Genomic DNA, 24,839 nt, shown 5'->3' with positions numbered 1-24,839 from the left:
GGGCGCGCCGGTCCCTCACACCACCTCGACGCCGGGCCGACCGTCCACGACCCGCAGCCGGGCCCCGGTGCGGGCCGCCGCCGCGGGCCGCCGGACGGTGTCGACCACCCGGAGCCGGGCGTCGATCCCGTCGCGGTCGATGTCGAACAGGTGGTAGCCGCGGCGGGCGTCGACCAGTTTCCAATGCGGGTTGTCGGGCAGCCGCGGGTCCCACTCGGCGTGGAACGTGGCCTGCTCCTGGTCGCCGTTGGAGCTGATCGAGCAGCCCACGAACTCCGCTCCGACCACCGGCGACGACGGGTCGGCGAAGTCCCGCTTCAGATCGGCCACCATCGTCAGGTGCCGGTCCCCGGTGAGCACCACCGGGTTGCGGACATCCGCCAACACCCCGAGCAGCTCGTTGCGTTCGGCCTGGTAACCGTCCCAGGCGTCGTAGTACCAGCGCTTGCCGTCGCCAGGCAGCAGGTCGGTCTCGGCCATCATGATCTGCGAGCCGATCAGGTTCCAGCGGGCGGGCGACCGGCGCAGCCCGTTGATCAGCCACTCCTTCTGCTCGGCGCCGAGCATCGTCATCCACGGGCGCCGCGCGGCCTCCTCGCTGGTGGCCTGGTCGCTGCGGTACTGGCGGGTGTCCAGCACCTGGAGCCGGGCCAGGCGGCCGAAGTCCAGCCCGCGGTGCATGCGGATGTGCGGCCCGTCGGGCACGGCGGTGGCGCGGACCGGCATGTGCTCGTAGTACGCCTGGTAGGCGGCGGCCAGCCGCAGTGCGAACGCCTCGGGCGATTGCTTGTCGGGGTCCTGCGGGATGCCGCCCGCGAAGTCGTTGTCGACCTCGTGGTCGTCGAAGGTGACGATCCACGGCGCGGACGCGTGCATCCGGGCCAGGTCGGGGTCGGAGCGGTACTGGGCGTAGCGGTTGCGGTACTGGATGAGCGAGTACGGCTCGCCCGTTCCCTCGTGGCGCCGCACGGCGGTGGCCGAGGGGCCGCTCTCGTAGATGTAGTCGCCGGTGAACAGGACGGCGTCCACGTCCTGTTCGGCCATGTCGGCGTAGGCCGAGAAGTAGCCCTGCTGCCAGTTCTGGCAGGAGGCCAGGGCCAGCCGCAGGCGCCCGCCGGAGGCGAGCGGGTGCGGCGCGGTGCGGGTGCGGCCGACCGGGGACAGCTCGCCCCCGGCGCGGAACCGGTACCAGTGGTCGCGGTGCGCGCGCAGGCCGCGCACGTCGACGTGAACGCTGTGGCCGTAGGCGGGTTCGGCGGTGGCCGTGCCGCTGCGGGCGATCCGGCGGAACGCGGAGTCCTCGGCGACCTGCCACTCCACGTCCACGGCCCGGTCGGGCATGCCGCCGCCCGCCAGCGGGTCGGGGGCCAGCCGCGTCCACAGGACGACGCCGTCGGGGAGCGGGTCGCCCGAGGCGACACCGAGAGTGAACAGACCTTCGGGGAGCGGGCGGGTCGCGGCGCGGACGGAGCCGGAGGCGGCCAACGGCCCGGCGGCTGCCGCCCCGACGGCCGCCGCGCCACCAACGAGGAATCGACGTCTGGCGGTTGCGGGCATGTGGGGGTCCCTCTCGTCGATCGGGCGAGCTGTTGCGGTGACCGAGAGAGACGGTGACAGCCGAGCGGGACGGTGCCCTGGCCACACCCTGAACGTCTGGGATCGGGGACATGACAACCTGTTTCCGCAGGGCGGAAACGGACGGTCGTCGGGGCGGCCGGCGCGCGGCGGCCCCTGGCCGAACGGGCACGCCGAACGGGGCGGTTGACCGGGGAGGCAGGAAGGGGGAGCAGAAAAGAGAGCTGTTGGGCGGGGTGGTGACCCCGGCACGCTGAGGGCATCGGTCCCCATCCGCAGCCGAGGAGACACCTCTCATGGCAGTGACCACCAACACGCTTCCGGAGAACAGCACACCTCTGCCCGGCCCCACGGCCAACCGGCAGGATCTGCCGATCCGTTCGAGACTGACGGCGCTGAACGCGTTTCTGCTGAGCGGCCTCACCCTCTGGCTGGGGCTGGTCACGCTCAACAACGTGGACGACTTCGGCACCAACAAGGCGCTCATCAGCAGCATGATCACCATGGGCGACCTCAAGGGTGACCCGGTGCGCGGCAACGGCCTGGAGTGGCGCGCCCTGCCGGAGGCCATGGCGACCCCGGCCCTCATCGGCGTCATCGTCTACGAGGTCCTGGCCGTGGCGTTGCTCGCCTGGGCCGCGACCGCGATGTGGCGGCGGGCGCGCGGCGAGACCGTCAGCATCAACACGACGCAGCGGGCCAACTACGCCCTCGCCGGATTCATGGGGCTTTTCTTCCTCTTCCTGTGCGGCGGCATGTTCTACGGCTACTGGATCTACATAGGCGCCGCACAACAGGTCCACTTCACGGGCCTGATGATCGGTCTGCTGACGACCGTTCTGGTGAACCTGCCCTCGGTGACCGGAGCCCAGCGGGAACAATGACCCCGGCCACCCCGGCCACCCCGGCCGCCGCCGTCCGGCGGGTCTTTCGATACCACCTCCCTTCCCCCAAAGGGGTATCGCCGGACCCGCCGGACGGGGCATGCGCGGCCTCGAAGAGTCTGGCTACTGTGCGCCCATGTGGGAATACGCCCCTCAGAGACGACCGCGGGACAACCTTGTGCGGAACCGCGCCCGGAACGCGCCGATCGAGCCTCGGGAAGTCCTCCTGTTCTTCGAGGAGACACGCCCCAGCGTGCAGGCGATCTTCCTGGTCCGTTTTCTCGTCGGCGCCGCCCTCGCGGACGGCGGCCGGCTGACCGGCTGGGGGCCCTGGCTCATCGGCCCGGCGCTGTGCTGGGCGCTCGCCGCCGCGTTCGCCTACGGCCTCAACGGCGTGTCGGACGTGGCGGAAGACCGGGTGAACGGCACCGGCCGGCCGATCGCCCGAGGCGACCTCTCGCCCGAGTCGGCCGCCCGGATGACGTGGCTGTGCGCGGCCGGCGCCGTGGCGTTCGCCCTGCTGGCCGGGAACGTGGCACTGCTCGGGTGCGTGCTGGCGTTCCTGCTGATCGGCTGCGCCTACTCGGCCGGGCCCTGGCCGCTGAAGCGGAGCACGACCGCGACCTCGGCCGCCGTGCTGGCGATGGGGCTGCTGTCGTACGCGAGCGGCTGGCTGGCGTCCGGCGTCGGGCGGCCCTCGGGCGCCTCGGTGGTGCTGGCCGTCGGCATGGCGCTGTGGATGGCGGCGGTGGGCGCGGTGACCAAGGACTTCGCGCACGCCGAGGGTGACGCGGCGGCAGGCCGCCGCACCTCGGTGACGGCCTGGGGCGAGGCGCCCGCGCGGTGGGTCGCCGCGCTGGGCGCGCTGGGCGTCGCGGCCGGATTCGCCGTGGCGGCCCGCCCGTACGCCGCCGTGCTGGCGCCGACGGCCGGGGTGCTGGCGGTCGGGGCGGGCGCGGTGGCGGTGCTGTGCTGGACCACGCGGCACGACGCCGACCGCGCCGGCGAGCCGTACCGGGCGTTCATGGTGACCCAACACATCGCGCACGTCGTGCTGTTGGCCCGGCTGGCCGAAGTCGTGTGAGCGCCCGGCGGTGGAGAGAGGCAGCTGTGTCACGCCGCGCGCGGGCGTGACCCCCCGTACCGGCCCGGGTCGGCGCCGGTACCGGGGGTCACACCCGCCGCGTCAGAGCCGTCTGCCGAACAGCGGTATCGGGGCGGCGCCTTGAGCCCTGCGGCCCGCCGTCCGCCCCGCCGCCCCGGCGGCTCCGCCCGCGACCGCCGCCAGGGCGGCCGGCTTCTGCCGCGGCAACAGGGCCCGTTCGGTCGCCTTGTTGACGGCGTCGATCCGGGACACGGCGTCCAGCTTGGTGAAGATGTTCCGCATGTGGCGCTTCACCGTGCCCTCGGCGATGCCGAGTTCACTGGCGATCTGCCGGTTGCTCATCGCCCGCGACACCCGCGTGAGCACCTGCACCTCACGCTCCGACAGCACGTCGTCGTCCTCCCGCTCCGGCGACGGGCCGCGCAGGCTGTGCGCGGAGACGGACAGGGTCACCGTGCGGCGCTCCCCGTCGTCACGGCCGCGCACGGCGGTCACCAGCGTCTCGCGCCCGGTGCTCTTGTGCAGATACCCGCGCACCCCGAGGGCGAGCAGATCCTGCACGAAGTGCGGCCCGTCGTACATGCTCAGCACGATGATGCGCAGCGTCGGGTCGCGTTGCAGCAGGCGTCGCACGGTGACGGCGGGTTCGTTGCGGGGCATCTCGATGTCCAGGAGCACGACGTCCGGCCGGTGTTCGGCCGCCAGCCGCACGACCTCCTCCCCGTCGCCGGCCTGGGCGACGACCTCCAGGCCCGGTTCGGAGCCGAGCAGGTCGCACAGTGCTTCGCGCAGCAGGATGTGGTCGTCCGCGACCACGATCCGCACCGTCCTGGGGGCCGTTCTCGGGCCCGTTGTCTCCGTCGCTCTCTCCGACGGGCGCCTGGTTTCAGCGCCGCCTGTCAACTCGTTCATCGGTCTCCGCCTTGATCGGGATCCAGATGGTGACGTCGGTGCCGCGGCCCGGTGAGGAGTGGATGTGCAGGGTGCCGCCGAGCAGCTCCGCACGCTCCCTCAGCCCGGTCAGGCCGTTGGTGGAGCCTTGGCGGGACACCGTGGCAACGTCGAAGCCGCGTCCGTCGTCGATGATCTCGGTCTGGATCTCGTGCGGCGCGATGTCGATGTTGACCACGATATTTCCCGCTCCGGCGTGCGCGAACGCGTTGCGCAGGCATTCGCGGACCATGATGTACAACTCCTCGGCGAGCGGGCCGGGCATCCACTCGTCGAGGCCGCGCACCCACACCTGAACGGACAGACCCGGTTCGCCCATGGACTCGACGAACCGGGTGAGCGCGGCCTCCAGGCTGCCGCCCACGGCGGGGCGGCGCAGCTCGGTGACGAGCTCCCTGGTGCTGGCGAGGGTTTCGAGGATGGCCGCCTGAGCGGCCCGTACATGCTCGGGCACGGTGTGCCGTTCTCGGGTCAACTCACCCTCGAACAGTTCCAGCTGACGCATGGCCAGACTGAGCGAGTTGCCGATCTGGTCGTGGATCTCCCTGGCGAGCCGGCGGTGACCCTGGTCGTGGACCTCCCGCACGCGGTCGAGCATGAAGGAGTCGTAGCCGATGGAGCCGGCCTCCAGGCGTCTGCCGATGCCCTGTTGCAGCGAGCGCACGGCGGCCGAGTAGGTCTGCCAGGAGATGCCGGTGTCCTTGGCGAACTGGATGATCCGGTCGAGGACGACGTCGAAGAGCACGACCCCCGCCCGCACGGAATGGGTCAGGTGGATGCCCTGCCGGACACGCTCGCCGCCGAGGTCGACGACCTCGGCGATGTGGGTGTCCGATACGGCCGCGCGGCCCTGGGCGAGGCTGGCGACGCAGTCGCGGAATATGCGGCGGCCCTGGAGCTCGCACTGCGCCCAGGCTTCGGGAGCGGCGACAAGTGGACTGCTCATCGCGCGCAGCCGGGCGTGATATTGCTCGATTACCGAATCCTCTTGGCGGCGTAAAGATGCCACGAGGAGGGTGTCGGCAGACCTGTCCGGGGCGGCGCTCACCGGGCCGTCCTCCCCGTCCGGCGGCCGACCGCCGCCGCCGCGCCGTCGCTTGGGACAGGCGCGGCCGTGGGGCAGGGACATGAGCGGAGACTGGTCGGCGGATGTGAATATGACTGCATGCCGGTAATCGTCAAGAGCTTTCCCCCTCCGGGCGATGCCGGATAGCACTGCACATCTTGCGGCAGCATAACCGATAGTCAGTTCGGTTGGTATAAAGAGCGCCCCGTCTGATCCTTTACCAGGATCAGCGGGTGCGCAATTGTTTTTTTGTCCGGCCGGGCCAATGGTCGGCGGCCGCGGGTCCGGGACGGCCGGGCACCGTCCCGAACCCGCGGCCTTGGCCCCGCCGCCGTGGCGGGACCCCGGTCAGGGCCTGCGCAGCCGCAGGATCGCGGCCCTCATCTTCAGCAGGACCGGCACCAGGGCGTAGACCACGACCGGGACAACGAGCCCGGTGATGATCAGGACGCGCACGGGCACCGAAAGGTTCTCCAAAGACGGCCCGAGCAGTATCTGCACGATGGTGATGGATGGGTAAACGGCCAGCCACGTAATCAGCACGCGCATATGCACGGACGGCAGTGGAAGGGCCGCCGCCGGGGCCTGGCCGGGAGTGGTGGCGGGGGTCGTGTCGGTGGCGGAAGCGGGCGTCACGGCGGTGGCGCTGGTGTGTGAAACGGTGCTGTGCATGGTCGGTCGCAATCCTGTTTCGTCGGGGAAGCGTGGGGGCTGGCCGGGGTGGCGGAGGCTCAGCCGAGTGCGTACGGCGACGACGGCCGCGGCCCGCGGCCCTCGTGAGCGGCGATCCAGACGTCGTGGAGCCACATCTGTGTGCCGCGCCGGCCGGCGGCCGAGTCCCAGCGGATGTCGCGCTCGTATGTGAGCACGGTGCCGCCGGGGCCGATCACGACCCATGCGTACAGGCCGTCGCGGTGGCGGGTCTTGACCTTGATGCCGGAGACGGTGGCCGCGCCGTCGGGACCGGCCACGTGCTCGTCGTGCCGCGCGATCCACTGCACGGTCAGCCCGGCGGCGTACGCCGGGTCGAACGCGGTGACGAAGGCGAACGCGGCCTCGCGGGCCTCGTGCTCCGGCGGAAGCGGGCCGACCTGGGCCGGGTCGTCGGGATCGAGCCGGGTGTAGCCGAGCAGGACGTCGTCGTCATCGAGCACCACCGTGAGGTGGACTCCCTCGCCGGGGCGGGCCTCCTTGTGGAAGCGGACGACGGTCACCGGACGGCCGTCGTGCTCCGCCACGCGGACGCGCCGCGGAACCCAGCCCTCGCGCAGGGGCAGCCCGGCCTGGATCAGCGCTCGGTCGGCGCGGGCGACATCGTGGAGGGCCACTGCGGTGTCGGTCATGGGATTCCTCATTCGGGAAGCTGCGTGGGTGTCTGTGGGTGTCCGCGCGGGTCAGTGTGGTGGGGTCCGCGCGGGTCCGCGCGGGTCCGTGAGAGGTCGGTGTGGTGGGTCCGTGCTGTGTCCTGGGACCGCGGGCGGCGCTGGCCGCGGTGACTATTCGACGGTAGTCAACCAACTAGTTGGAAGTCAACCATCCAGTTGGTTGGATTGCTGGCCCTCGCACCCTAAGCTGGGGGAATGACGCAGGATCCGACTCCCACCAAGCAACGGCTCCTCTCCGCCGCGAAGGAAGAGTTCGCAGCTCACGGCATCGCGGGCGCCCGAGTGGACCGCATCGCCGCCCTCGCGAACGTCAACAAGGAGCGCATCTACGGGTATTTCGGCAATAAGCAGAAGCTCTTCGACCAGGTCGTCGGCCAGGCCCTCGACGAGCTGGCCGCTGCCGTCCCGCTGGCCCCCGGCGACGACCCCGCCGAGTACGTGGGGCGGGTGTACGACTTCCACCGCGCCAACCCCTCGCTCGTGCGGCTCTTCCTCTGGGAGGCCCTGCACTATCGCGACGACCCCCTGCCCAACGAGTCCGAACGCGCCTCGCTCTACGAACGCAAGGTGGCCAACCTCGCGGAGACCTTCGGCACCGGGATCTCGCCGCGGGTGGCGGCCTGTCTGCTGAGCCTGATCGGCCTGGCCGCCTGGCCCAACGCGGTGCCGCAGATGGCCCGCATGATCCTGGGCACCGCCCCGCCGCACCCCGATCTCCGCGAGTACGTCGTGGCGTTCGCCCGCAAAGCCCTGTCCGACGCCGTCCCCGAACCGGCCGGCGTTTAGTCCCCCCACTCCGGTAGTCCCCCCACTCCCGCCGACGCACGTCCCCCCGGCCCCCCGGCCCGGGGGAACGGCCCCGGCCGCCCCCGGGCGAGGCCGGAACACCACCCCACCGAGCGAAGCCCGGCCCCCGGGTGTTCGCTCGCGCGTCCGACGCACCGCGTCCGGCGCACGTCCGCTCCGCCGTCCCCGACCACCGGCCCCCACCCGGCACCGGTCGTCCGCGCGGCGGGTCGTGTCCCCGGGTGTCGGCCCCAGCTGCCTCCTCCCGAGGTTCGGTGGCTGGCTCCGGGCCTGGGGAACTCCCGGCCGGCCGCGCCCTTCCGGGGCGTCCCGATGGGTCGTCCCGACGGGGGCCTCGTGGTGGTGCCGCGGTGGTAGGTGCGCCCCGATGATCCGCCCCGCGCGGATAGGTTGCCTCGCTACTCCTTTTGGCCACCCCTGGTCCGGTCTTGGAGGCAGTGGACCGTTCCGGCGGGCCCCGCGCGGCTAGCGTCAGTCGTACGGATGCACCCATCCGGTTCAACCGGAATCACCCGTGGGGGAAACACACATGTCGCTCAGCCGCGCAGCCCTGCACGCCGCGACCCGACCGCTCAACATCTTCCTGGCCATCCGCAACGACCTTCAGCGCTACGGCGTCGAGGCCATGCTCCGCTCGCTGGACGTCGTCGGCCACTGCTCCGCGTACCCCGGCCTCGATGCCGCCGTCGAAGCCGTGCGGGATCCGGACACCGACATCCTGCTCACCGCGTCCGATACGGCGGATCACGGCGGGGAGGCCGCGCTACGGCGCGCGGCCCACCGGGGGATACGGGTCCTGCTGCTGCTTCCCAGGCCGAGCGAGGTCAACCTCGACCAGGTCACCTCGCTGCCGGGCGCGTCGCTGCTGCCCATGGACGACCTCGACCCCCACACGCTGGACGAGGTCCTCAGCGCCATGGACGCCGGTGAGGTGTACATCCCGCCCGCGCTCACCCGCGCCCTGCTGCACCGTGCCGGGCACGGCGAGCCCCGGACACAGGCCGCCCCCCGACTGACGCCGCGCGAGAAGGAAGCGCTGGTGCTGCTGGTGGACGGCTACAGCAACAAGCAGATCGCGCGTCGGCTGCGTATCTCGGAGCACGGCGCGAAGCGGCTGGTGGCGAACATCCTCGCCAAGCTCAACTGCCCCAACCGCACCCTCGCCGCGGCCCGTGCGCTGCGCGAGGGGCTGTGCGGCGACCGCGCCGTAGCAGCACCTGTTCCCACCCTTCTCAACGCGACCTGGCGGTGACCGGAACCATGACCGACGTGAAAACGACGACGAGTGCCACCACGACAGTGCCCGCGCCCACGACCGCGCCCACGACCCGGGCGGCCTTCTTCGACGTGGACGAGACGCTGCTCAACGTCAAGAGCATGTTCCACTTCCTGCGCTACTGGATGGCGCGGCAGGGCGACGACGGCAGCGCTCACGACGCCGTGATGGCCGAGGTCCGCGCGCAGGCGGACGGCGGGGTGCCGCGCACGGAGATCAACCGGCGCTACTACCGCCGTTTCGCCGGCGTGGACCATGAGGAGCTGACCCGGGCGGGCCACGAGTGGTACGAGGAGTACCGGGCCGGCCGGACCGCCGTGGTCGTCTCCGCCTGGGCGGCGGCGTCGCGGCACAAGGGCGCCGGGGACACCGTCGTCCTGGTCTCCGGGTCCTTCCGCGGTCTGCTGGAGCCGATGGCCGAGGACCTGGGCGCCGACGTCATCCTCTGCTCGGAGCCGATCGTCGGCCCCGACGGGCGGCTGACCGGCGAGATCGAGCGGCCGATGATCGGCCCGAACAAGGCCGCGGCGGTGCGCTTCACGATGGCCGGCCTCGGCCTCGGGCCGGACGACTGCGCCTGCTACGGCGACCACTCCAGCGATCTGGACATGCTGATGGCGGTCGGCAACCCGGTCGTCGTGGGCGCCGACCCGGTGCTCATCGGTCAGGCGCAGAGCCTGGACTGGCCGGTCCTGCCGGCCACTCCGGGCCCGCTGCGGAGCGCCGGCGCGCTGGCGGCGGTCGAGCTCACCAGGCGCGCCGGCCGCTGAGCGGCGTCAGGCGGCTTGCAGCAGCAGCCGGTCGGCGGCGGTCGCGGGCAGGGCGATGGCGGTGAGCGCCAGCCCTTCCCCCACCGACCACCGGCCGGCGAACTCGTTGATCCGCACACCGTCCACCACCGGGCCCGGCTGCAGCAGCCGGGCCCGGAACGTGCGGGTGGCCGGATCGAAGCTCAGCCGGGCGTCGCGGAAGCCGAGCCAGCGTCCGGTCAGCGGGTTGAACGCCTTGTAGACCGTCTCCTTGGCGCTGAACAGCACGGTCTCCCAGTGCGTGCCGGGGTCGTGCCGGGCCAGCTCCGCCAGGTGCGCGCGCTCCGCCGGGACCGTGATGTGCCGCGCCACGTCGGCGGGCAGCGGCACGTGCCGCTCGGCGTCGATGGCGACCACGTGGAAGTCGCTGGTCCGGGAGACCGCCGCGGCCCGGTAGCCGTCGCAGTGGGTCATGCTGCCGGTCAGCCCGGCCGGCCAGCGCGGCTCGCCCTTCGGGCCCGACGGAACGCCGGCCGGAGGGACGCCGAGCGAGACCATCGCGGCGCGGGCGCAGGTCCTGGTGGTGAGGAATTCGCGTCGGCGCGGCTCGCCGCAGGCGGAGCTGAGCGCCGCCGCCTCCTCGGGCAGCGCGCCGGCGTCCGGCAGATCGGCGGTGGCGGTGGCGCAGGCGACGGCGGACGGCAGCAGCCGCTGAATCATGGGAATCTCCTGGGACGGGCGACGGAAAAAGAATGCGGGCTCACCGAACGCGGGCGTGCTGAGCGGGGTGTGCCGAGTGGGGGTGCGCTGAGCGGGGTGTGCCCCGCGTGGGGGTGTGCCGAATGCGGCGACCGGCTTGCCATCCCAGGACAAGGTCATGGCAGAACCATTACGTTCCCGCGCTCCACAATGCCCGAAATGAGGCCGCCGGGGCCATTGCCCATTCGGGGCTACCCGTTCGGCTACCCCGCCCGAGGTCACAGGAATGGGGCATTGAAGCTCAATTGCCGAGCCTTTTAGAGTCGTGTTTGTAAGCGAGAGCAAGCAAGCGCGAAAATGCCCGGACGGTGAAAGGAGATGAGTGAGTGATGGCACATCCGTTGCTCGACCGCCTGAAATCCTTCGGTGATAACCAAGCCGTGGTTTTCGAAGGGCAGACATGCGGTTATGCCGATCTGCTGCGTCTGGTGGATCAGTGGCGATCCTTCCTCGACGCCAACGGAGTCGCGGCCGGCGAGGTCGTGACGCTGGAAGGCTCGTACTCGCCCGAGGCGTGCGCGGGACTCCTGGCGCTCATCGAGCGCGGGGTGATCGTCGTCCCGCTGACCGTCCTGCCGGCCGCCAAGCGCGCCGACTTCCTGGAGATCGCCGAAGTCGAGGTGGTCATCCGGGTGGACCCGGACGGCGCCCACCAGGCCGAGCGCACCGGCCGCGCCGCGAGCCACGAGCTGTACCCGAAGCTGCGCGAGACCGGCCACGCGGGCCTGGTCCTGTTCAGCTCCGGCACCTCGGGCCGCAGCAAGGCGTCGGTCCTCGACTTCGAGAAGGTGCTGGCCCGTTACGGCGAGCCGGCCCGGCCGATGCGCATCCTGTCCTTCCTGAGCCTGGACCACATCGGCGGCGTCAACACCCTGCTCCACACGCTCAGTCAGGGCGGCACGGTGATCACCGTCGGCGAGCGGACGCCGGAGTCCATCTGCCGGACGGTGCGGGAGCACGGCGTCGAGGTGCTGCCGACGACGCCCACGTTCCTGAACATGCTGCTCATCTCCGGTGCCCACCAGCGGTACGACACCGGGTCGTTGCGGCTCATCACCTACGGCACCGAGCCGATGCCGATGCGCACCCTGGAGCGGCTGCACGCCGCGTTCCCCGAGGTGCGGCTGAAGCAGACGTACGGGCTGAGCGAGCTGGGCATCCTGCCGACGCGCTCGCGCGGCAACGACACGCTGTGGGTGAAGCTCGGCACCGACGCCGGGTTCGAGCACAAGATCGTGGACAACGTGCTGTGGATCCGCTCCGAGATGGCCATGCTCGGCTACCTCAACGCGCCCGCGCCCTTCGACGAGCAGGGGTTCTTCAACACCCAGGACGTCGTCCAGGTGGACGGCGAGTGGATCCGCATCCTGGGCCGGGACTCCGAGATCATCAACGTCGGCGGGGAGAAGGTGTATCCCAGTGAGGTCGAGTCCGTCCTGCTGGAGGTCCCCAACATCGCCGAGGCCATGGTCAGCGGCCGGCCCAGCCCGGTCATGGGCATGGTGGTGAAGGCCAGGGTCACCCTGATCGAGGATGAGGACCGGCGCGAAGTCACGCGGCGCATACGGGAGTTCTGCGCGACGCGGCTGGAGGCGTTCAAGATCCCGGCCCAGGTGGAGATCGCGGACGCGCCGCAGCACTCCGACCGTTTCAAGAAGATCAGGAGCGCGGCGTGAGCGCCCCGGCCGAGGACACCGCCTCGCGCGTCGCGCTCGTCAGCGGCGGCAGCCGGGGGCTCGGCCGGGTGCTGGTCGAGCGGCTGCTCGCGGACGGCTGGCGGGTCGCCACGTTCAGCAGGTCGGCCAACGAGGTCGTCAAGGATCTCCAGGCCGAGCAGCCCGACCGGTTCCTGTGGGAGGCCGCCGACCTGGGCGACGCCGCGTCGCTGCGGGCGTTCGTCCGCACGGTGACCCGCCGCTTCGGCCGGGTGGACCTGCTGATCAACAACGCGGGCGTGCTGCACCAGGAGCTCTTCCTGACCACCAGCTCCGAGAAGACCGCCGAGCTGATCGCCGCGAACCTCGTCGCGCCGATCACCCTCGCCCAGGCCGCCGCCCGCGCGATGACGCGGCAGGGCGGTGGCCAGATTCTCAACGTGTCGTCCATCAACGCCATCCGCGGCTACCGGGGCGTGGCGGTCTACTCCGCCGCCAAGGCCGGGCTCGACGGATTCAGCAGGAGCCTGGCGCGCGAGCTCGGAGCGTTCAAGATCCGGGTCAACTCGATCGTCCCCGGCTTCTTCGACAGCGACATGACGGCGGAGGTCACCGACCGGAACCGGGAGCGCATCCAGCGCCGGACGCCCCTGGGCCGCCTCGCGGACATCGGTGAGATCGCCGACGCCGTGCTCTATCTCACCTCGCCCGGTGCTTCGTTCATCACCGGCCAGACCATCGTCGTCGACGGAGGAATCACATGCTGACTAGCGACGCCATCAAGGACACCGTCCGCCGCGAGATCAACGCCCTGCTGGCGGAGGCCGAACTGCCCGCGCGCGACCTGACCGGAGGCGAGCCGCTCAACGAGCTCAGCCTCAACTCCCTGATGCTCGCCCGCCTGGTGATCCAGCTGGAGAGCGAGTTCGGCGTCGACCCGTTCGAGGACGGCGAGTACGTCATCTCCGACATCAGGACGGTCGACGCGCTGTGCGACGCCTACGAGCACACGCTCAAGGCGACGACGGCCACCGTCTGAGCCCTGCCTGAGCCCTGCCCGGGTCCCGCCCGGGTCCTGCCTGAGCCCTGCCCGGGGCCCGCCCGGGCCCCCGCACCACCGACGGAGAAAGGACCGGACGATGTCGCCTGAAGCACTCGTCGTCGTAGGAGACCGCTTCGAGGAATTCCTCGCCAACCGGGGGACGATCCCCGTCAGCGCCCTGCTGGACCGGCTGCGCGGCGGCGAACCGCCGGAAAGCCTGGCGCTCGCCTTCGGACAAGGTCTGACGGAAGCGCAGCTCGCCGAGCTGCGCGCCCTGCTGGGCCGCGCGGCGGTCGGCGTGCCGGACCGTGCCGAGCGGCGCCTGACCCACAAGCACCGCGCCGAGAATGTGCTGATCGGCCCCGTCGCCCGGCTCGCGGAGGGCCGCTTCACGGCGGACCTGGTGCTGGACGAGCGGGTCGAGGTGCTGGCCGACCACCTGACCGGCCAGCACATCCCGGCCATCACGCTGCTGGAGGCGGCCCGGCAGCTGTGGACGGTGGTCACCGAGCAGTACCTCATCGCGGGCACCGAGCGCACCCGGTTCGTCATCGGCTCGGTCAACTCCTCGTTCCACAGCTTCGTGTTCCCGATGCCCGCCACGTTGCGCTACGAGCTGCTCGACCACGCCACCACCCCGGTCGGCGCCGTCTACCACTGCCGCATCGGCGTCCACCACGGCGAGGAGCCGGCGGCGGCGGTCGTCGAGGCGGAGTACCGGGTGATTCCGGAGAAGCTCAGCGCCAAGCAGGAGGCCATGGCGGCCCGCCGCGCGATCGCCGCCCAGGTCGGCGCGCTGCGCGCCGCCGAGGAGCCGGAGTCCGTCCCGGCCTAGGCTGGCCGACCGACACGATCCACCGCACGAGAGGAACGATGAGCGCATGTTCTGGGCGATCCACTGCCTCGACCGGCCGGACGCGGCCGAACTCCGGGCCGCCGCACGGCCCGAGCACTCGGCCAGGCTCCGGTCCGGGACCGGCCCGCGGCCGGTCTTCTATGGCCCGCTGGTCGCCGACGACGGCACCACCGCGATCGGCAGCCTGATCGTGGTCGAGGCGGACACCCGGAAGGAGGTGGCGGACTGGGTCGCCGGGGACCCGTTCTCCACCGGGGGCGTCTGGGGGCGTGTCGACATCCACGCGCTCTCGCCGTCCGAGCGCTCGCCGGTCCGACTGACCACGCCGGCGCCGTAACGCGGCGGGCGCGAGGAGCGCCGCCGCACGTGCCGCACGTGCCGCCGTAAGTGAGGAACGGAGACAGGCACCATGGACACGATCAGCACTCCCCAGGGGGCCGAAGTCGCGGGACTCGAAGAGGAGTTCGCGGCACCTTCGGTCGGCCCCTCCCTCGCCGCCCGCACCGCGGAGCTGGCGGGGCTGCGCGCCCGGGTGCGGGCGGGCGACCCCGCGGCCACTGAGCGCCAGCACGCCAAGGGCAAGCTCACCGCCCACGAGCGGATCGAACTGCTGCTGGACGAGGGCAGCTTCCAGGAGGTCGAGTCGCTGCGCAGGCACCGCGCCACCGGCTTCGGCATGGCCGAGCGCCGCCCGCACAGTGACGGCGTCGTCACCGGCTGGGGCACGGTCCACGGCCGGACGGTGTTCGTCTACGCGCACGATTTCCGCGTCTTCGGCGGCGCGCTGGGCGAGGCGCACGCCGAGAAGATCCACAAGATCATGGACATGGCCATCGCCACGGGCGCGCCGCTGGTCTCGCTCAACGACGGCGCGGGCGCCCGGATCCAGGAGGGCGTCACCGCGCTGGCCGGATACGGCGGCATCTTCCAGCGCAACACCCGCGCCTCCGGCGTGATCCCGCAGATCAGCGTGATGCTCGGCCCGTGCGCGGGCGGCGCGGCGTACTCGCCGGCGCTGACCGACTTCGTGTTCATGGTCCGTGAGACGTCGCAGATGTTCATCACCGGCCCCGACGTGATCCAGGCGGTGACGGGCGAGAAGGTCACGCAGAACGGCCTCGGCGGCGCCGACGTGCACGCCGGGATCTCCGGCGTGGCGCACTTCGTCTACGACGACGAGGAGACGTGCCTGGCCGAAGTCCGGTACCTGCTCACGATGTTGCCGCAGAACAGCGCCGAGGCACCGCCGTCCGTGCCCGCCGACGACCCGGCGGACCGGCCCTGTTCGGCGCTGATGGACCTGGTCTCCGCCGACCCGACCCGCCCGTACGACATGCGGGAGGTGATCGAGGAGATCGTGGACGAGGGCGAGTTCATGGAGGTGCACGAGCGCTGGGCGGGCAACGTCATCTGCGCGCTCGGCCGTGTCGAGGGCCAGACGGTCGGCGTGGTCGCCAACCAGCCGCTGGTGCTCGCGGGCGTGCTCGATGTCGAGGCGTCGGAGAAGGCGGCGCGGTTCGTCACGTTCTGCGACGCCTTCAATATCCCGCTGATCACGCTGGTCGACGTGCCCGGCTTCCTGCCGGGCGTGCGCCAGGAGCACGAGGGCATCATCCGGCACGGCGCCAAGCTGCTGTACGCCTACTGCAACGCGACCGTGCCCCGCATCCAGGTCATCGTCCGCAAGGCGTACGGCGGCGCGTACATCGTGATGGACTCCCGCTCCACGGGAGCCGATCTCTCCTACGCCTGGCCGTCGAACGAGATCGCCGTGATGGGCGCCGAGGGCGCGGCCAACGTGATCTTCCGCCGCGAGATCGCCGCCGCGGCCGACCCGGAGGCCGTCCGGGCCGAGCGGGTCGCCGAGTACCGCGAGCAGCTGATGCACCCGTACTACGCGGCCGAACGCGGCCTGGTGGACGACGTCATCGCGCCGCACTCGACGCGCGGGGTGCTCGCCGGGGGTCTGCGGATGCTGCGGACGAAGACGGCCCAACTCCCGCACCGCAAGCATGGGAACCAGCCGGCATGAGCGCCATCCGGGTGGTCTCGGGAAATCCCACGCGAGAAGAGCTCGCCGCCGTCGTCGCCGTCCTGACCGCGCGCACCAGCGCGCCCCCCGCGCCGCCGCCGGGCGGCGAACCGGCCGTCCCCGCCCCCTGGGTCGGTCGCGACGACCGCCCGGCGCGCGGTGGCCGCTGGCACCCGGCCAGATGAGCCGGCCCCCGGAACCCCCCCGGAACCCCCCGGGTCCGGGGCGCGGCACCGCGCCGCGCCACGGGGCGGCGGCCCCCCGGCCGCCGCCCCGGGCACGCCCCGGCGGCGGGCTCATGGCAGGGGCAGCCGCACCACCTGCGGATCGTGGTCGCTGATCTGGGCCGCGAACTCGCTGTTGACGTGCAGCACGTCGTAGGCGTATGCGGTGGCGGCCAGCGACGGTGAGATCAGGATGTGGTCCAGCACCTGTGAGTTGCCGTCGAACACGTACGTGTAGCGCTCGGCCGTCGGCAGCGTCGCGGGCAGGTCCGTCAGGGCACCGCCCGCCGTGAGGATGCTGGTGGTCTGGGAGAACTCGAAGTCGTTGAGGTCGCCCAGCACCACGATCGCCGCGTTCGGATCGACCGCCCTGATATCGTCCACGAAGTCACGGACGATCGTGGCCTGTTGGTGCCGCTGCGTCTCGGACGAACGGACCGGCGGCTGGATGTGGCCGAACAGCGGGTCGTCGCCGCCCTTGGAGTTGAAGTGGTTGGCGATGACGAAGACCCGCCGCCCGTTCCAGGTGAACTCCCCGGCCAGCGGCTTGCGGCTGGAGCCGAACGCGGAGTTCTGCGGATCGACCCGGCCCGGCGAGAAGCTGAGCTGCGGCTGCCCGCCCACGTTGCTCACCGTGGTGGCCGCCGTCGCGGTGCCGCCGGCCCGGTCGGTGAAGGACAGGCCCCGGTCCGTGCGGTACAGGAAGGCCACCCGGATGTTGCCGCCCGGCTCGCCGCCGTCCGCGTCGTCGGTCGGGTTGATCTGCCGCCACGAGTACGCCGGGCCGCCGGCCGCGCTGACCGCCGCGGCGAGCTTGTTGAGGGTCTGGTCGGCAGCCACGGTGGTGCTGTTGGCCGGGCCGTCGTTGTCCTGGATCTCCTCCAGCGCGATCAGGTCGGGGGAGCGGAGGTTGTTCACGATGACGGCGGCCAGCGCGTCGAACTTCGACTGCGGGTCGGCCGGGTCGAGGTTCTCCACGTTGAACGTGGCGACCGACAGCTCGCCCGCCGCCGCGGCCTGTGTCGTCTCCGGGGTCCGCCCGCCGTCCGTCACCACCGGGCTGGAGCCGGGCAGCAGCTTGAAGTTGCCGAAGGAGTAGTCCAGCACGCCCGTCACCGAGCCCGACAGCGTGTCCCCGACGTCGGCCGCCGGGGTCGTCGCCAGCACGTCGTCGACGATGACGCGCTCGGGGTTGAAGTCGTCGGACTGGATGGCGATTCCGCCCCGCGTCGTGCGGACCGTGGAGCCGGCCGGCACCACCGGTATCTCCCCGAAGTCGTTGCGCGGGCCGACCACGGGAGCGTTGTCCAGCCGCACCCGCATGCCCTCCAGCGACTCCCAGAAGTCGATGCCGTCCGTGGTGGCGTCGAAGGTGCCCGAGGTCTCCACGTCGCCCGTGGCGTCGTTGTCGATGACCTTCGCGGGCGGCACCCGGCCGCCGGAGCCGACGAGCGTGGCGGCGGGCTGCGCCGCGCCCGTCGAGACCAGGGTCACGGTCGGTGAACCGATCCGCGTCGTTGTGAGGTTGTCCGTGCCGCCGGTGCCGCCCGGCCGGAACTCGGAGACGGTGCCGGTCACCGTCACGCTGTCACCGGCCTGCCGTCCGGGCGCCGAGCTGGTGAAGACGAAGATGCCCTCGCTGGTGGCCGGGTCGGTGTCCGGGCTCGGGTCCTGCATCCAGAATCCGTTGGTGGTGACGGCCGTCACCACACCGGGAACGGCCTGCGTCTGCTGCCCGTTGAGCGGCGAGCGGTGCGCCCGGCCCTGGATGTCGCGGATGCGGGTGCCGCCGGTGCCGCCGCCGGACGCGGAGTTGCGCGGCGTCGGCGAACCGGCCGCGAAATCGGCTGAGTTGATGTCGCTGTCGGTCTGCCCGGCCGCGCCGCGCAGCGCGGCGGTGGTGTTGGACAGCGTCGGCGCCGGACCGGATCCCTCGTACGACGACGCGCCGCTTCCGTAGCCGGCGAAGTCCCGCACGTTCGTCTGGGTCGCGCAGCCGGTCGCGCAGGTCAGGGCGGTCGTGGTGGTACGCAGGGCGACCTTGCCGGTCGTGGCGCTCATCGCGATCGTGCCGGTGGTGTCGGGCGTGGGCAGCGCCTGTCCGGCGCCCGCGCCGGCCCCCTCGCGGACCAGGTGGTAGCGGCCGGGCGCGAGGGAGCCGGACAGCGCCGTGACCTGCCAGCTCGACCCGGTGGACGAGGCGTACTGCACGGACCAGCCGGACAGCGAGACCGTGGTGGCGCCGCGGTTGTACAGCTCGATGTAGTCGTGGGTGTACGGCGCGCCGCTGTTGCCGCCGCCGCCGTAGACCTGGCTGATCACGATGTCGGGGGAGACGGCCGAAGCCCGCGTCGACGGAAAGGCGACCAGCGAACCGGCGAGGACCGCCGAGACGGCGGTGACGACGCCGAGACGGCGCCGACTGCCCGGGAAGAGGGCCATGACATCACTCCATGAGGTGTGCGGGATGACCTGCACCTGCCAACAGATGTTCTACCCGTGTAGAAATGGAGTCCGAGCGGTGTTCCGTGTGAACATCGCGTAAATGGTGGCGCCCGCGCGTCGCGCGCACCCGTCTGGTTGGATGGGGCGATGGAGACGACGAGTGAATTGTCTGAACTGTCCTCTTCAGTGGTGCTGATCACCGGAGTCATGGCGGCCGGCAAATCCACGGTGGCCCAGCTCCTCGCCGAGCGGCTCCCCCGGGCCGTGCACATCCGGGGCGACATCTTCCGCCGCATGATGATCTCCGGCCGTGCCGAGCTGACGCCCGAGCTGACCCCGGAGGCGCTGGCCCAGCTCCGCCTGCGGCACCGCCTGTCGGCGGCGACGGCCGACGAGTACGCGGCGGCCGGCTGGACAGCGGTGATCCAGGACGTCATCCTCGGCCACGCCCTGGCCGACTACGTGGAGCTGGTCCGGACCCGCCCGCTCTATGTGGTGGTCCTGGCCCCCACCCCCGAGGCGGTCGCCCACCGCGAGGGCGCCCGCGCGAAAACGGGCTACGGCGCGTGGTCGGTCCCCGCCCTCGACCAGGTCCTGCGCGTGGACACCCCCCGCCTCGGCCTGTGGCTCGACACCTCGGACCTCACCCCGGCCGAGACCGTGGACGAGATCCTGTCCCACCTCCCCGCAGCCCGCCACGAACCGGGACTGCACCCCTGACACCCACCGACGCGGCCCCCGCGGCGGCTCAGTTCCGCTGCCCGCCGCCGCCGGTCCGGCGGACGTCGGGTGGCGGCGGCCCTGACCGGCGGCGGACGTTCGGGCGCTGGCCCGGGCGCGTTTCGGCGGGAGGCGGTGGCTCCGGCCGTTGCCGCGGCCTGCCGATCCTCGGCCGTCCCCTCCCGTCCTGAGCCGTCCCGTCCCGTCCCGTCCTGAGCCGTCCCGTCCCGTCCCGTCCTGAGCCGTCCCGAGTCGGCCCGTCCTGAGCCGTCCTGAGCTGTCCCGTCCTGAGCCGTCCCGAGCTGTCGCGTCCTGTCCCGTCCTGAGCTGTCGCGTCCTGTCCCGTCCCGGCCCGAGCCGGCCCGAGTCGGCCGGTCGTCCCCGTGCCCCGACGATCGGTCGGCCGCGTCCGCCGGGGTCCGCCCTCGTGACGCGCCCGCGCCCCGCGCCCCGAGCCTCGTTCGCCGTCGCCCGCGCCCCGCGGGGCGCGGGCCGGTGTGACGTTTCGCCCTGGGTGGGTACTCGGCGGCGTATGAATGGCAAGGACCCGCAGTCGCAGCCGCTGACCCCCGATCTGCCGCCGCCGGTCGACGTGCCCGACGTCGAGCGGTCGGAGGAGGAGATCGGGGAGGTGCCGGCGGACGAGCGGGATCGGGACGACGGCGGGGAGCCTGTCGCTCCCGAGCCACCCGACTGAGCGGCTCGCGCCGCGAACGGCGCGCGTGGAAGGGCAGGATCGTCATGATCACCACCGACTTCATCCCGGGTTCGCCCGCCTGGCTCGACCTCGGCGCCCCCGATCTGGACGCCGCGGCGGGCTTCTACGGCACGGTGTTCGGCTGGGAGTTCCAGTCGCTCGGCCCCGAGGCGGGCGGCTACGGCTTCTTCCGTCTCGACGGCCGCACGGTCGGCGCCGCCGGACCGCTCAACGAGCAGGGCGCGCGCCCCGCCTGGATGGTCTACTTCAGGACCGACGACGCCGACGCCTCGGCCCGGACCGTGGAAGAGACGGGCGGCACGGTGCGCGCGGCCCCGATCGACGTGGACGGCGCGGGCCGGATGGGGCAGTTCACCGATCCGCAGGGCGCCCAGTTCGCCGTCTGGCAGCCGGGCGAGAACAAGGGCCTCGAAGCGGTTGACCAGCCCGGCGCCCTCGTCTGGTCCGAGCTGTACACGACCGACGCGCCGGCCGCGAAGGAGTTCTACGGAACGCTCTTCGGCTGGGAGACCCAGGACATGCCGCTCCCGGGCGGCGGCGCCGACGGCGCCACGTACACGCTCATCGGCCCGCCCGGCGGCGGCAGCGACGATCCGGCCCAGGACCGCATGCACGGCGGCGTCATGCAACTCCCGCCCGAGAACCTCGCCCTGAACGGCTTCCGTCCCTACTGGCACCCGGTCTTCGGCTCGACGGACTGCGACGCCACGGTCTCCGCCGTCACCGGGAACGGCGGCAGCGTCCAGATGGGGCCCGAGGACGCGGAGGGCGTCGGCCGACTGGCCGTCTGCATCGACCCGTTCGGCGCCGACTTCGTCGTGCTGACCCCCGCGATGCCGACCGGACAGGACTGACCGGCTCGGAGGAGGGCACCCGGAATGTGTCTCCCATGGTGAAAGGGTGCTGAAAATGGAGATTTCCGGAGTCATCAGCGCGATCGTGATCGGCCTGATCATCGGCCTTCTGGGGCGGCTGGTCCTCCCCGGTCGTCAGCACATCGGCGTTCTGTGGACGATCGCCGTCGGCATCGTGGCGGCGCTCATCGGCTCCGCTATAGCCGAAGGGCTGGACCTCAACGACACCGATGGCGTCGACTGGATCGAGTGGCTCATCCAGATCGCCCTGGCCGCCGCGGGGGTGGCCGCCGTCGACCGGGCCAAGGTCCGCCGCTGAAGCCCCGCCGTTCCCGGCGGTCGGCCCCCGCACGGGCTCCCCGCCCGGGACGGCGGCGGCCCGGTCACCGGGGCGTCCCGGTCACGGCGGCCGGCGCCGGTCGCCGCACGGGAGCCGGGGCGCCGCCGCGCACCTCGCTCGTCCTCGTACGGGTCAGATCTTCCGTTCCAGCAGCAGCGGCGACGGCAGCCGGTGCCGGGGCCGCATGCGCAGCAGTTGATGCACGACGCCGCTCAGCCCGGGCATCAGGCCGGGGGAGAACGCCTCCCGCGCCAGGCCGCCCACCGGCCCGCGTTCCTCCAGGTCGGTCAGTAACCGGCTGTTCAACCACCGCGCTTCGGGCACGCCCTCCTCAACGCCCAGGCCGCGCAACGTCGTCTGTAGCTCCCACAGCCCCAGATCACCGTGGCACAGCGTGTGGCTGAAGCCGAAGCCCTCCGCCAGCCCCGCCGCCCCGGCCCGCCGCGCGGTCGTCAAGTGCCGCTCCTCGCCCGTGCGCCGGTACAGGTCGCAGGCCGCCAGGCCGATGCCCGTGCTGCCGTGGCACCAGGCGTTGGGGAAATCGGTCTCGCCGCCGACGCGCGCGTCGAACCAGTTCGCCGCCTCCGGCCGGTACAGCGTGTCCTCGAACGCCAGGGCTCGGTCCGCGAGTTCACGCCAGCGCGCCCGGTCGGCCACGGTCCCGGCCGGGGAGAGCGCCAGCCGGTGCAGGGCCCAGCCCATGCCGGTGGCGCCGTGCGCGAAGCCGCCGATGCCCTCGGGGAACATCGTGGTCGACCAGCGCGCGCCGCGTTCGTCCAGCAGCGCCGTCCGCTCCAGCCGCCGGCCCGCCAGCGCGGCCGTCTCCAGCCACCGGTCCTCCCGGGTCGCCGCCGCCAGGTTCAGCAGCGGCACGACCACCCCGGCCGCGCCGCCGAGCACGTCCAGCGCCTTGTCGCCCGCGATCACCTCTGGTGTCAGCGCGGCGGCCCGCCGCCGGGCGCGGGCCAGCGTCCACCCGGCGCCCAGCAGGTCGTGCAGCGCGATCCACGTCCACACCTGCGACGCGAGCCCGGTGAAGCCGCCCACCGGCTTCGTCGTCTCGATGTCCTCGGTCGCCGCCAGCACCCGCAGCGCGCCCGACAGCACCTCTCCCAGCCCCTCCACCGGATCGGCCGCCCCCCGCCGCACCTCGCTCGCGTAGCCGGCCAGGGCCAGCACCACGCCGCCCTGCCCGGTGTAGACGTCGGCGGTCAGCGGCTTGATCGTCCACCCGGTGTCCGTCATCACCGGGCTGACCCAGGTGGCCGTCCCGTCCTCGGCGCGCACCGCGCCCTCGCACAGCGTGCGTGCCCCCGCCGCGGCGACGGCCCGGCGGCGTGTCTCGAAGTCCTCGTGCACCGGCTCGACGGGTGGGGCGGGCCGACGCGGCGGCAGCGCCCGCTCGTTGAGATAGGCGCCCACCAGCGCGCCCTGGATGGTCATCTCCTCCAGCGCGAAGTCGCCCGCGCGCCAGTCCCGTACGGCGTCGCACACCGTGCCGTGGTCCACCGTCGCGGTGAACACCGGGATGTCGCCCGTCATGAGGTCGGCGATCTCCCCGTCGATGACCGGCCGTTCGAGTGGCGCGCCCGGGACGGCCAGGGCGTTGCGGCGCAGGATGTCGCGTCCGCGCTCCAGCGCCTGGGCCGGGTCGTGCAGGGAGGCCGGGTGCCACAGCATCCGGCCGACCTCGACATAGCTCTGGGTCGCCCGCCGGATCCGGCGCACCTCCGCGCCGTCGAAGACGCGGAGCACGTTCTCCAGCCGGCTCCCGCGGTCCAGTCGGCGCAGCCGGTCCGTCCAGTCCCGGAAGCCGACCAGCACCTGGTCCCAGTACCGCTGCAACACCGGCTCGGGACAAGGGTGGTTGAGGGCCGGCGGGAGGTCGGCCATGGCGATCTCCATGTGGGCGCGGTCCGAACCGCCGCCCACGATCACGGGCATGGGCACCCGTGGCTGCTGGCCGGGCAGCGCGCCGGCCGCCGACATGTCGACGCCCGCGAGCGCGAAGCCGCCGAGCCGGACGGGCAGGATGCCGGTGCTCAGCACCGTGCGCCGGATCGTCGCGGCGGCGATGTCGACGGCCGCGCCGCGCCCGCTGGGCTCCGGTGGCGCCGGGTCGGGGGCGAACAGGCTCTCGGCGTCCACGACCACGGGCACCGGGCCGTGCGCGATGATGTTCTCGGCGTGCAGGTCGGTGCCGCCGACCAGCCGCATGACGGCGAGCCAGCGCCCGATGTTCCGGTAGAACTGGGCCAGTTCGGCGTCGTCACGGCAGTAGTGGTGGGCCACGTGCTCGGTCCAGCCGTAGCCGCCGCGCACCAGCACCCGCGGCAGGCGCGGACCGTCCTCCCCGCCCCGGTCCCCGCTGCCCTCCCCGGCCGCGCCGGGCACCCGGTCCAGCAGCCCCCGCAACGCCGCGTCCACCTCCATCGGACGCGGCTTGTACATCAAGGGGCCGCCGTCCATCTCCAGCGCGGCGACGCTCCGGCCGCCCCGGTGGGTGTCCCCGGCCCCCAGCCGCAGGGCGCGCAGCCGGCCGGGGGGCGCGCCGAGCACGGCGGGCAGCGCGGCCCGGTCGGCGACCAGGCGCGCGGCCAGCTCGACGGCCGCCTCGATCTGGAACAGGCCAGTGGCGGTGACCCGTTCACCGAGGCCGGGGTAACGGACCTCCAGCCGTTCGCGGAACGTCGGGGTGCTCGCCCGGTCGAGGAAGTCGTCCCAGCGCTGCCGTTCGTCAAGTCCCGCCAGATGGCCCGCGAGTGATGCGGCGCGCAGCTCCAGCAGGAAGACTCGGTTCAACTTGAGCCGGAGCGAGGCGAGCAGCGCCTCGCGCGTGGCGCGGGCGACAACCTCGCGCTCGTCGGGCGCGAGACCGGAGATCGCCGCGAGCCGCGCGTCCAGCGTGGCCAGCAGCGGCGCCGCCCATGCCACGACCGGCCCGGCGAACCAGTCCCCGTCTCTCTCGGCGTCCGTCATGGCGCGCTTCCCCTTCCGTTCCGTCGTGGGGCCGTTCCGTCGCAGGGCCGTTCCCTCGTAGGGGCGTTCCCTCGCAGGGGCGTTCCGTCGTGGGGCCGTCAGGTCGAGGGAAGCGCCTCGCGGGTCCGGCGACCGCCGGCCGGCGGACCCGCGAGGCGCGTGGACGTCAGCAGCAGTAGCTGCCCAGCGAGCCCGAACAGCTGCTGCACCGGGTCAGCAGCGCCTCGGCGGCGTCGACCAGCGCGGCCTCGGTGGCCGCTCCGCCGACGTACAGCGGGCCGGCCGGGTTGTCCTGCCCGTAGGCGCTCTCGGCGCCGTCGAGCCAGGCGGCGACGATCAGGTCGGCGGGCGAGTCGAGTCGGATGGAAGGCATAGCGATACCTCCGGTGGGAGTGGGGGATTGCGGAGAAGCGAGCT

The 24,839-nt window shown here is 72.4% G+C and carries 25 protein-coding genes; 16 read left to right on the top strand and 9 right to left on the bottom strand.

Translation table 11 applies throughout. The features are described from left to right. Positions 1-15: 15 nt before the first annotated feature. Complete coding sequence (locus OIE51_RS08655; RefSeq protein ID WP_326596683.1) at positions 16-1,557, bottom strand: alkaline phosphatase D family protein; 1,542 nt, start codon at positions 1,555-1,557, stop codon at positions 16-18. Between the two features lie 314 nt (positions 1,558-1,871). On the opposite strand from OIE51_RS08655, the gene OIE51_RS08650 reads away from it, so the two are divergent. After that, complete coding sequence (locus tag OIE51_RS08650; protein ID WP_326596682.1) at positions 1,872-2,459, top strand: DUF2165 family protein; 588 nt, start codon at positions 1,872-1,874, stop codon at positions 2,457-2,459. Between the two features lie 253 nt (positions 2,460-2,712). Further along, positions 2,713-3,543, top strand: a complete 831-nt coding sequence (locus OIE51_RS08645) for a UbiA family prenyltransferase (protein WP_326596680.1) — start codon at positions 2,713-2,715, stop codon at positions 3,541-3,543. Between the two features lie 102 nt (positions 3,544-3,645). On the opposite strand, the gene OIE51_RS08640 is transcribed toward OIE51_RS08645, so the two are convergent. From OIE51_RS08640 to OIE51_RS08625, 4 genes are all read right to left on the bottom strand, one after another. Continuing rightward, positions 3,646-4,380 carry a response regulator transcription factor gene (locus tag OIE51_RS08640; protein WP_326596678.1) on the bottom strand — a complete coding sequence of 245 codons (735 nt, stop codon included), beginning with the start codon at positions 4,378-4,380 and terminating at the stop codon, positions 3,646-3,648. Positions 4,381-4,450: 70 nt separating this feature from the next. Then, positions 4,451-5,461, bottom strand: coding sequence for a sensor histidine kinase (locus tag OIE51_RS08635; protein ID WP_326596676.1), 1,011 nt, complete (start codon positions 5,459-5,461; stop codon positions 4,451-4,453). Between the two features lie 468 nt (positions 5,462-5,929). Continuing rightward, a complete protein-coding gene (locus OIE51_RS08630; RefSeq protein ID WP_326596675.1) occupies positions 5,930-6,253 on the bottom strand; it encodes a hypothetical protein in 324 nt (107 codons plus the stop codon). A 59-nt stretch (positions 6,254-6,312) separates the two neighbouring features. Continuing rightward, positions 6,313-6,924: a hypothetical protein gene (locus tag OIE51_RS08625; RefSeq protein ID WP_326596673.1), complete on the bottom strand. Its 612-nt coding sequence runs from the start codon at positions 6,922-6,924 to the stop codon at positions 6,313-6,315. A gap of 237 nt (positions 6,925-7,161) precedes the next feature. Here OIE51_RS08625 and OIE51_RS08620 point away from each other — a divergent pair, with 237 nt between their 5' ends. The 3 genes from OIE51_RS08620 to OIE51_RS08610 all read left to right on the top strand — a co-directional run bounded on the left by OIE51_RS08620 (position 7,162) and on the right by OIE51_RS08610 (position 9,819). After that, the gene (locus OIE51_RS08620; RefSeq protein WP_326596672.1) at positions 7,162-7,752 is read left to right on the top strand and encodes a TetR/AcrR family transcriptional regulator; all 591 of its coding nucleotides are present in this window, start codon (positions 7,162-7,164) and stop codon (positions 7,750-7,752) included. A 550-nt stretch (positions 7,753-8,302) separates the two neighbouring features. Further along, positions 8,303-9,025 carry a helix-turn-helix transcriptional regulator gene (locus OIE51_RS08615; protein ID WP_326596671.1) on the top strand — a complete coding sequence of 241 codons (723 nt, stop codon included), beginning with the start codon at positions 8,303-8,305 and terminating at the stop codon, positions 9,023-9,025. Positions 9,026-9,033: 8 nt separating this feature from the next. Then, positions 9,034-9,819, top strand: a complete 786-nt coding sequence (locus OIE51_RS08610) for an HAD family hydrolase (RefSeq protein ID WP_326596669.1) — start codon at positions 9,034-9,036, stop codon at positions 9,817-9,819. A gap of 6 nt (positions 9,820-9,825) precedes the next feature. Here OIE51_RS08610 and OIE51_RS08605 read toward each other — a convergent pair whose 3' ends face one another. After that, positions 9,826-10,518, bottom strand: coding sequence for a 4'-phosphopantetheinyl transferase family protein (locus OIE51_RS08605; protein ID WP_326596668.1), 693 nt, complete (start codon positions 10,516-10,518; stop codon positions 9,826-9,828). Positions 10,519-10,886: 368 nt separating this feature from the next. Here OIE51_RS08605 and OIE51_RS08600 point away from each other — a divergent pair, with 368 nt between their 5' ends. The 7 genes from OIE51_RS08600 (at position 10,887) to OIE51_RS08570 (ending at position 16,327) form a co-directional block, all read left to right on the top strand. Then, positions 10,887-12,233 carry a class I adenylate-forming enzyme family protein gene (locus OIE51_RS08600; RefSeq protein WP_326596667.1) on the top strand — a complete coding sequence of 449 codons (1,347 nt, stop codon included), beginning with the start codon at positions 10,887-10,889 and terminating at the stop codon, positions 12,231-12,233. Then, positions 12,230-12,979, top strand: coding sequence for an SDR family NAD(P)-dependent oxidoreductase (locus OIE51_RS08595; protein ID WP_326596666.1), 750 nt, complete (start codon positions 12,230-12,232; stop codon positions 12,977-12,979). The genes OIE51_RS08600 and OIE51_RS08595 overlap by 4 nt, the downstream gene beginning before the upstream one ends. After that, positions 12,973-13,251 (top strand): acyl carrier protein, encoded by a 279-nt coding sequence (locus tag OIE51_RS08590; RefSeq protein WP_326596664.1) that lies wholly within the window; start codon positions 12,973-12,975, stop codon positions 13,249-13,251. The genes OIE51_RS08595 and OIE51_RS08590 overlap by 7 nt, the downstream gene beginning before the upstream one ends. Before the next feature lie 100 nt (positions 13,252-13,351). Beyond that, positions 13,352-14,089 (top strand): AfsA-related hotdog domain-containing protein, encoded by a 738-nt coding sequence (locus OIE51_RS08585; RefSeq protein ID WP_326596663.1) that lies wholly within the window; start codon positions 13,352-13,354, stop codon positions 14,087-14,089. Between the two features lie 46 nt (positions 14,090-14,135). Then, positions 14,136-14,447, top strand: coding sequence for a YciI family protein (locus tag OIE51_RS08580; protein ID WP_326596662.1), 312 nt, complete (start codon positions 14,136-14,138; stop codon positions 14,445-14,447). A 72-nt stretch (positions 14,448-14,519) separates the two neighbouring features. Then, positions 14,520-16,142 carry an acyl-CoA carboxylase subunit beta gene (locus tag OIE51_RS08575; RefSeq protein ID WP_326596661.1) on the top strand — a complete coding sequence of 541 codons (1,623 nt, stop codon included), beginning with the start codon at positions 14,520-14,522 and terminating at the stop codon, positions 16,140-16,142. Continuing rightward, positions 16,139-16,327 carry an acyl-CoA carboxylase subunit epsilon gene (locus tag OIE51_RS08570; RefSeq protein ID WP_326596660.1) on the top strand — a complete coding sequence of 63 codons (189 nt, stop codon included), beginning with the start codon at positions 16,139-16,141 and terminating at the stop codon, positions 16,325-16,327. The genes OIE51_RS08575 and OIE51_RS08570 overlap by 4 nt, the downstream gene beginning before the upstream one ends. Positions 16,328-16,438: 111 nt before the next feature. On the opposite strand, the gene OIE51_RS08565 is transcribed toward OIE51_RS08570, so the two are convergent. After that, positions 16,439-18,808 (bottom strand): lamin tail domain-containing protein, encoded by a 2,370-nt coding sequence (locus tag OIE51_RS08565; RefSeq protein ID WP_326596659.1) that lies wholly within the window; start codon positions 18,806-18,808, stop codon positions 16,439-16,441. A gap of 177 nt (positions 18,809-18,985) precedes the next feature. Between OIE51_RS08565 and OIE51_RS08560 the strand changes: the two genes are divergently transcribed. The 4 genes from OIE51_RS08560 (at position 18,986) to OIE51_RS08545 (ending at position 21,422) form a co-directional block, all read left to right on the top strand. Continuing rightward, entirely contained in the window at positions 18,986-19,531 is a 546-nt protein-coding gene (locus OIE51_RS08560) for an AAA family ATPase (protein WP_326600556.1), read from the top strand. Between the two features lie 532 nt (positions 19,532-20,063). After that, on the top strand, positions 20,064-20,228 hold the full coding sequence (locus OIE51_RS08555) for a hypothetical protein (RefSeq protein WP_326596658.1): 165 nt from the start codon (positions 20,064-20,066) through the stop codon (positions 20,226-20,228). 44 nt (positions 20,229-20,272) lie between these two features. Continuing rightward, positions 20,273-21,103 (top strand): VOC family protein, encoded by an 831-nt coding sequence (locus OIE51_RS08550; RefSeq protein ID WP_326596657.1) that lies wholly within the window; start codon positions 20,273-20,275, stop codon positions 21,101-21,103. Positions 21,104-21,158: 55 nt separating this feature from the next. Then, positions 21,159-21,422 carry a GlsB/YeaQ/YmgE family stress response membrane protein gene (locus tag OIE51_RS08545; RefSeq protein ID WP_326596656.1) on the top strand — a complete coding sequence of 88 codons (264 nt, stop codon included), beginning with the start codon at positions 21,159-21,161 and terminating at the stop codon, positions 21,420-21,422. A 153-nt stretch (positions 21,423-21,575) separates the two neighbouring features. Here the strand turns inward: OIE51_RS08545 and OIE51_RS08540 are convergent, their stop codons facing one another. Both OIE51_RS08540 and OIE51_RS08535 read right to left on the bottom strand, forming a co-directional pair. Continuing rightward, positions 21,576-24,422, bottom strand: a complete 2,847-nt coding sequence (locus OIE51_RS08540) for a type 2 lanthipeptide synthetase LanM family protein (RefSeq protein ID WP_326596655.1) — start codon at positions 24,420-24,422, stop codon at positions 21,576-21,578. 166 nt (positions 24,423-24,588) lie between these two features. Further along, positions 24,589-24,795 carry a DUF6229 family protein gene (locus OIE51_RS08535; RefSeq protein WP_326596653.1) on the bottom strand — a complete coding sequence of 69 codons (207 nt, stop codon included), beginning with the start codon at positions 24,793-24,795 and terminating at the stop codon, positions 24,589-24,591. Positions 24,796-24,839 lie beyond the last annotated feature (44 nt).

Origin of the sequence: Streptomyces sp. NBC_01803, assembly GCF_035917415.1 — a bacterium.
Classification (GTDB): Bacteria; Actinomycetota; Actinomycetes; order Streptomycetales; family Streptomycetaceae; genus Streptomyces.
Note: the sequence above shows the minus strand (reverse complement) of the source record. Positions and strands in the feature narration are given on the sequence as shown.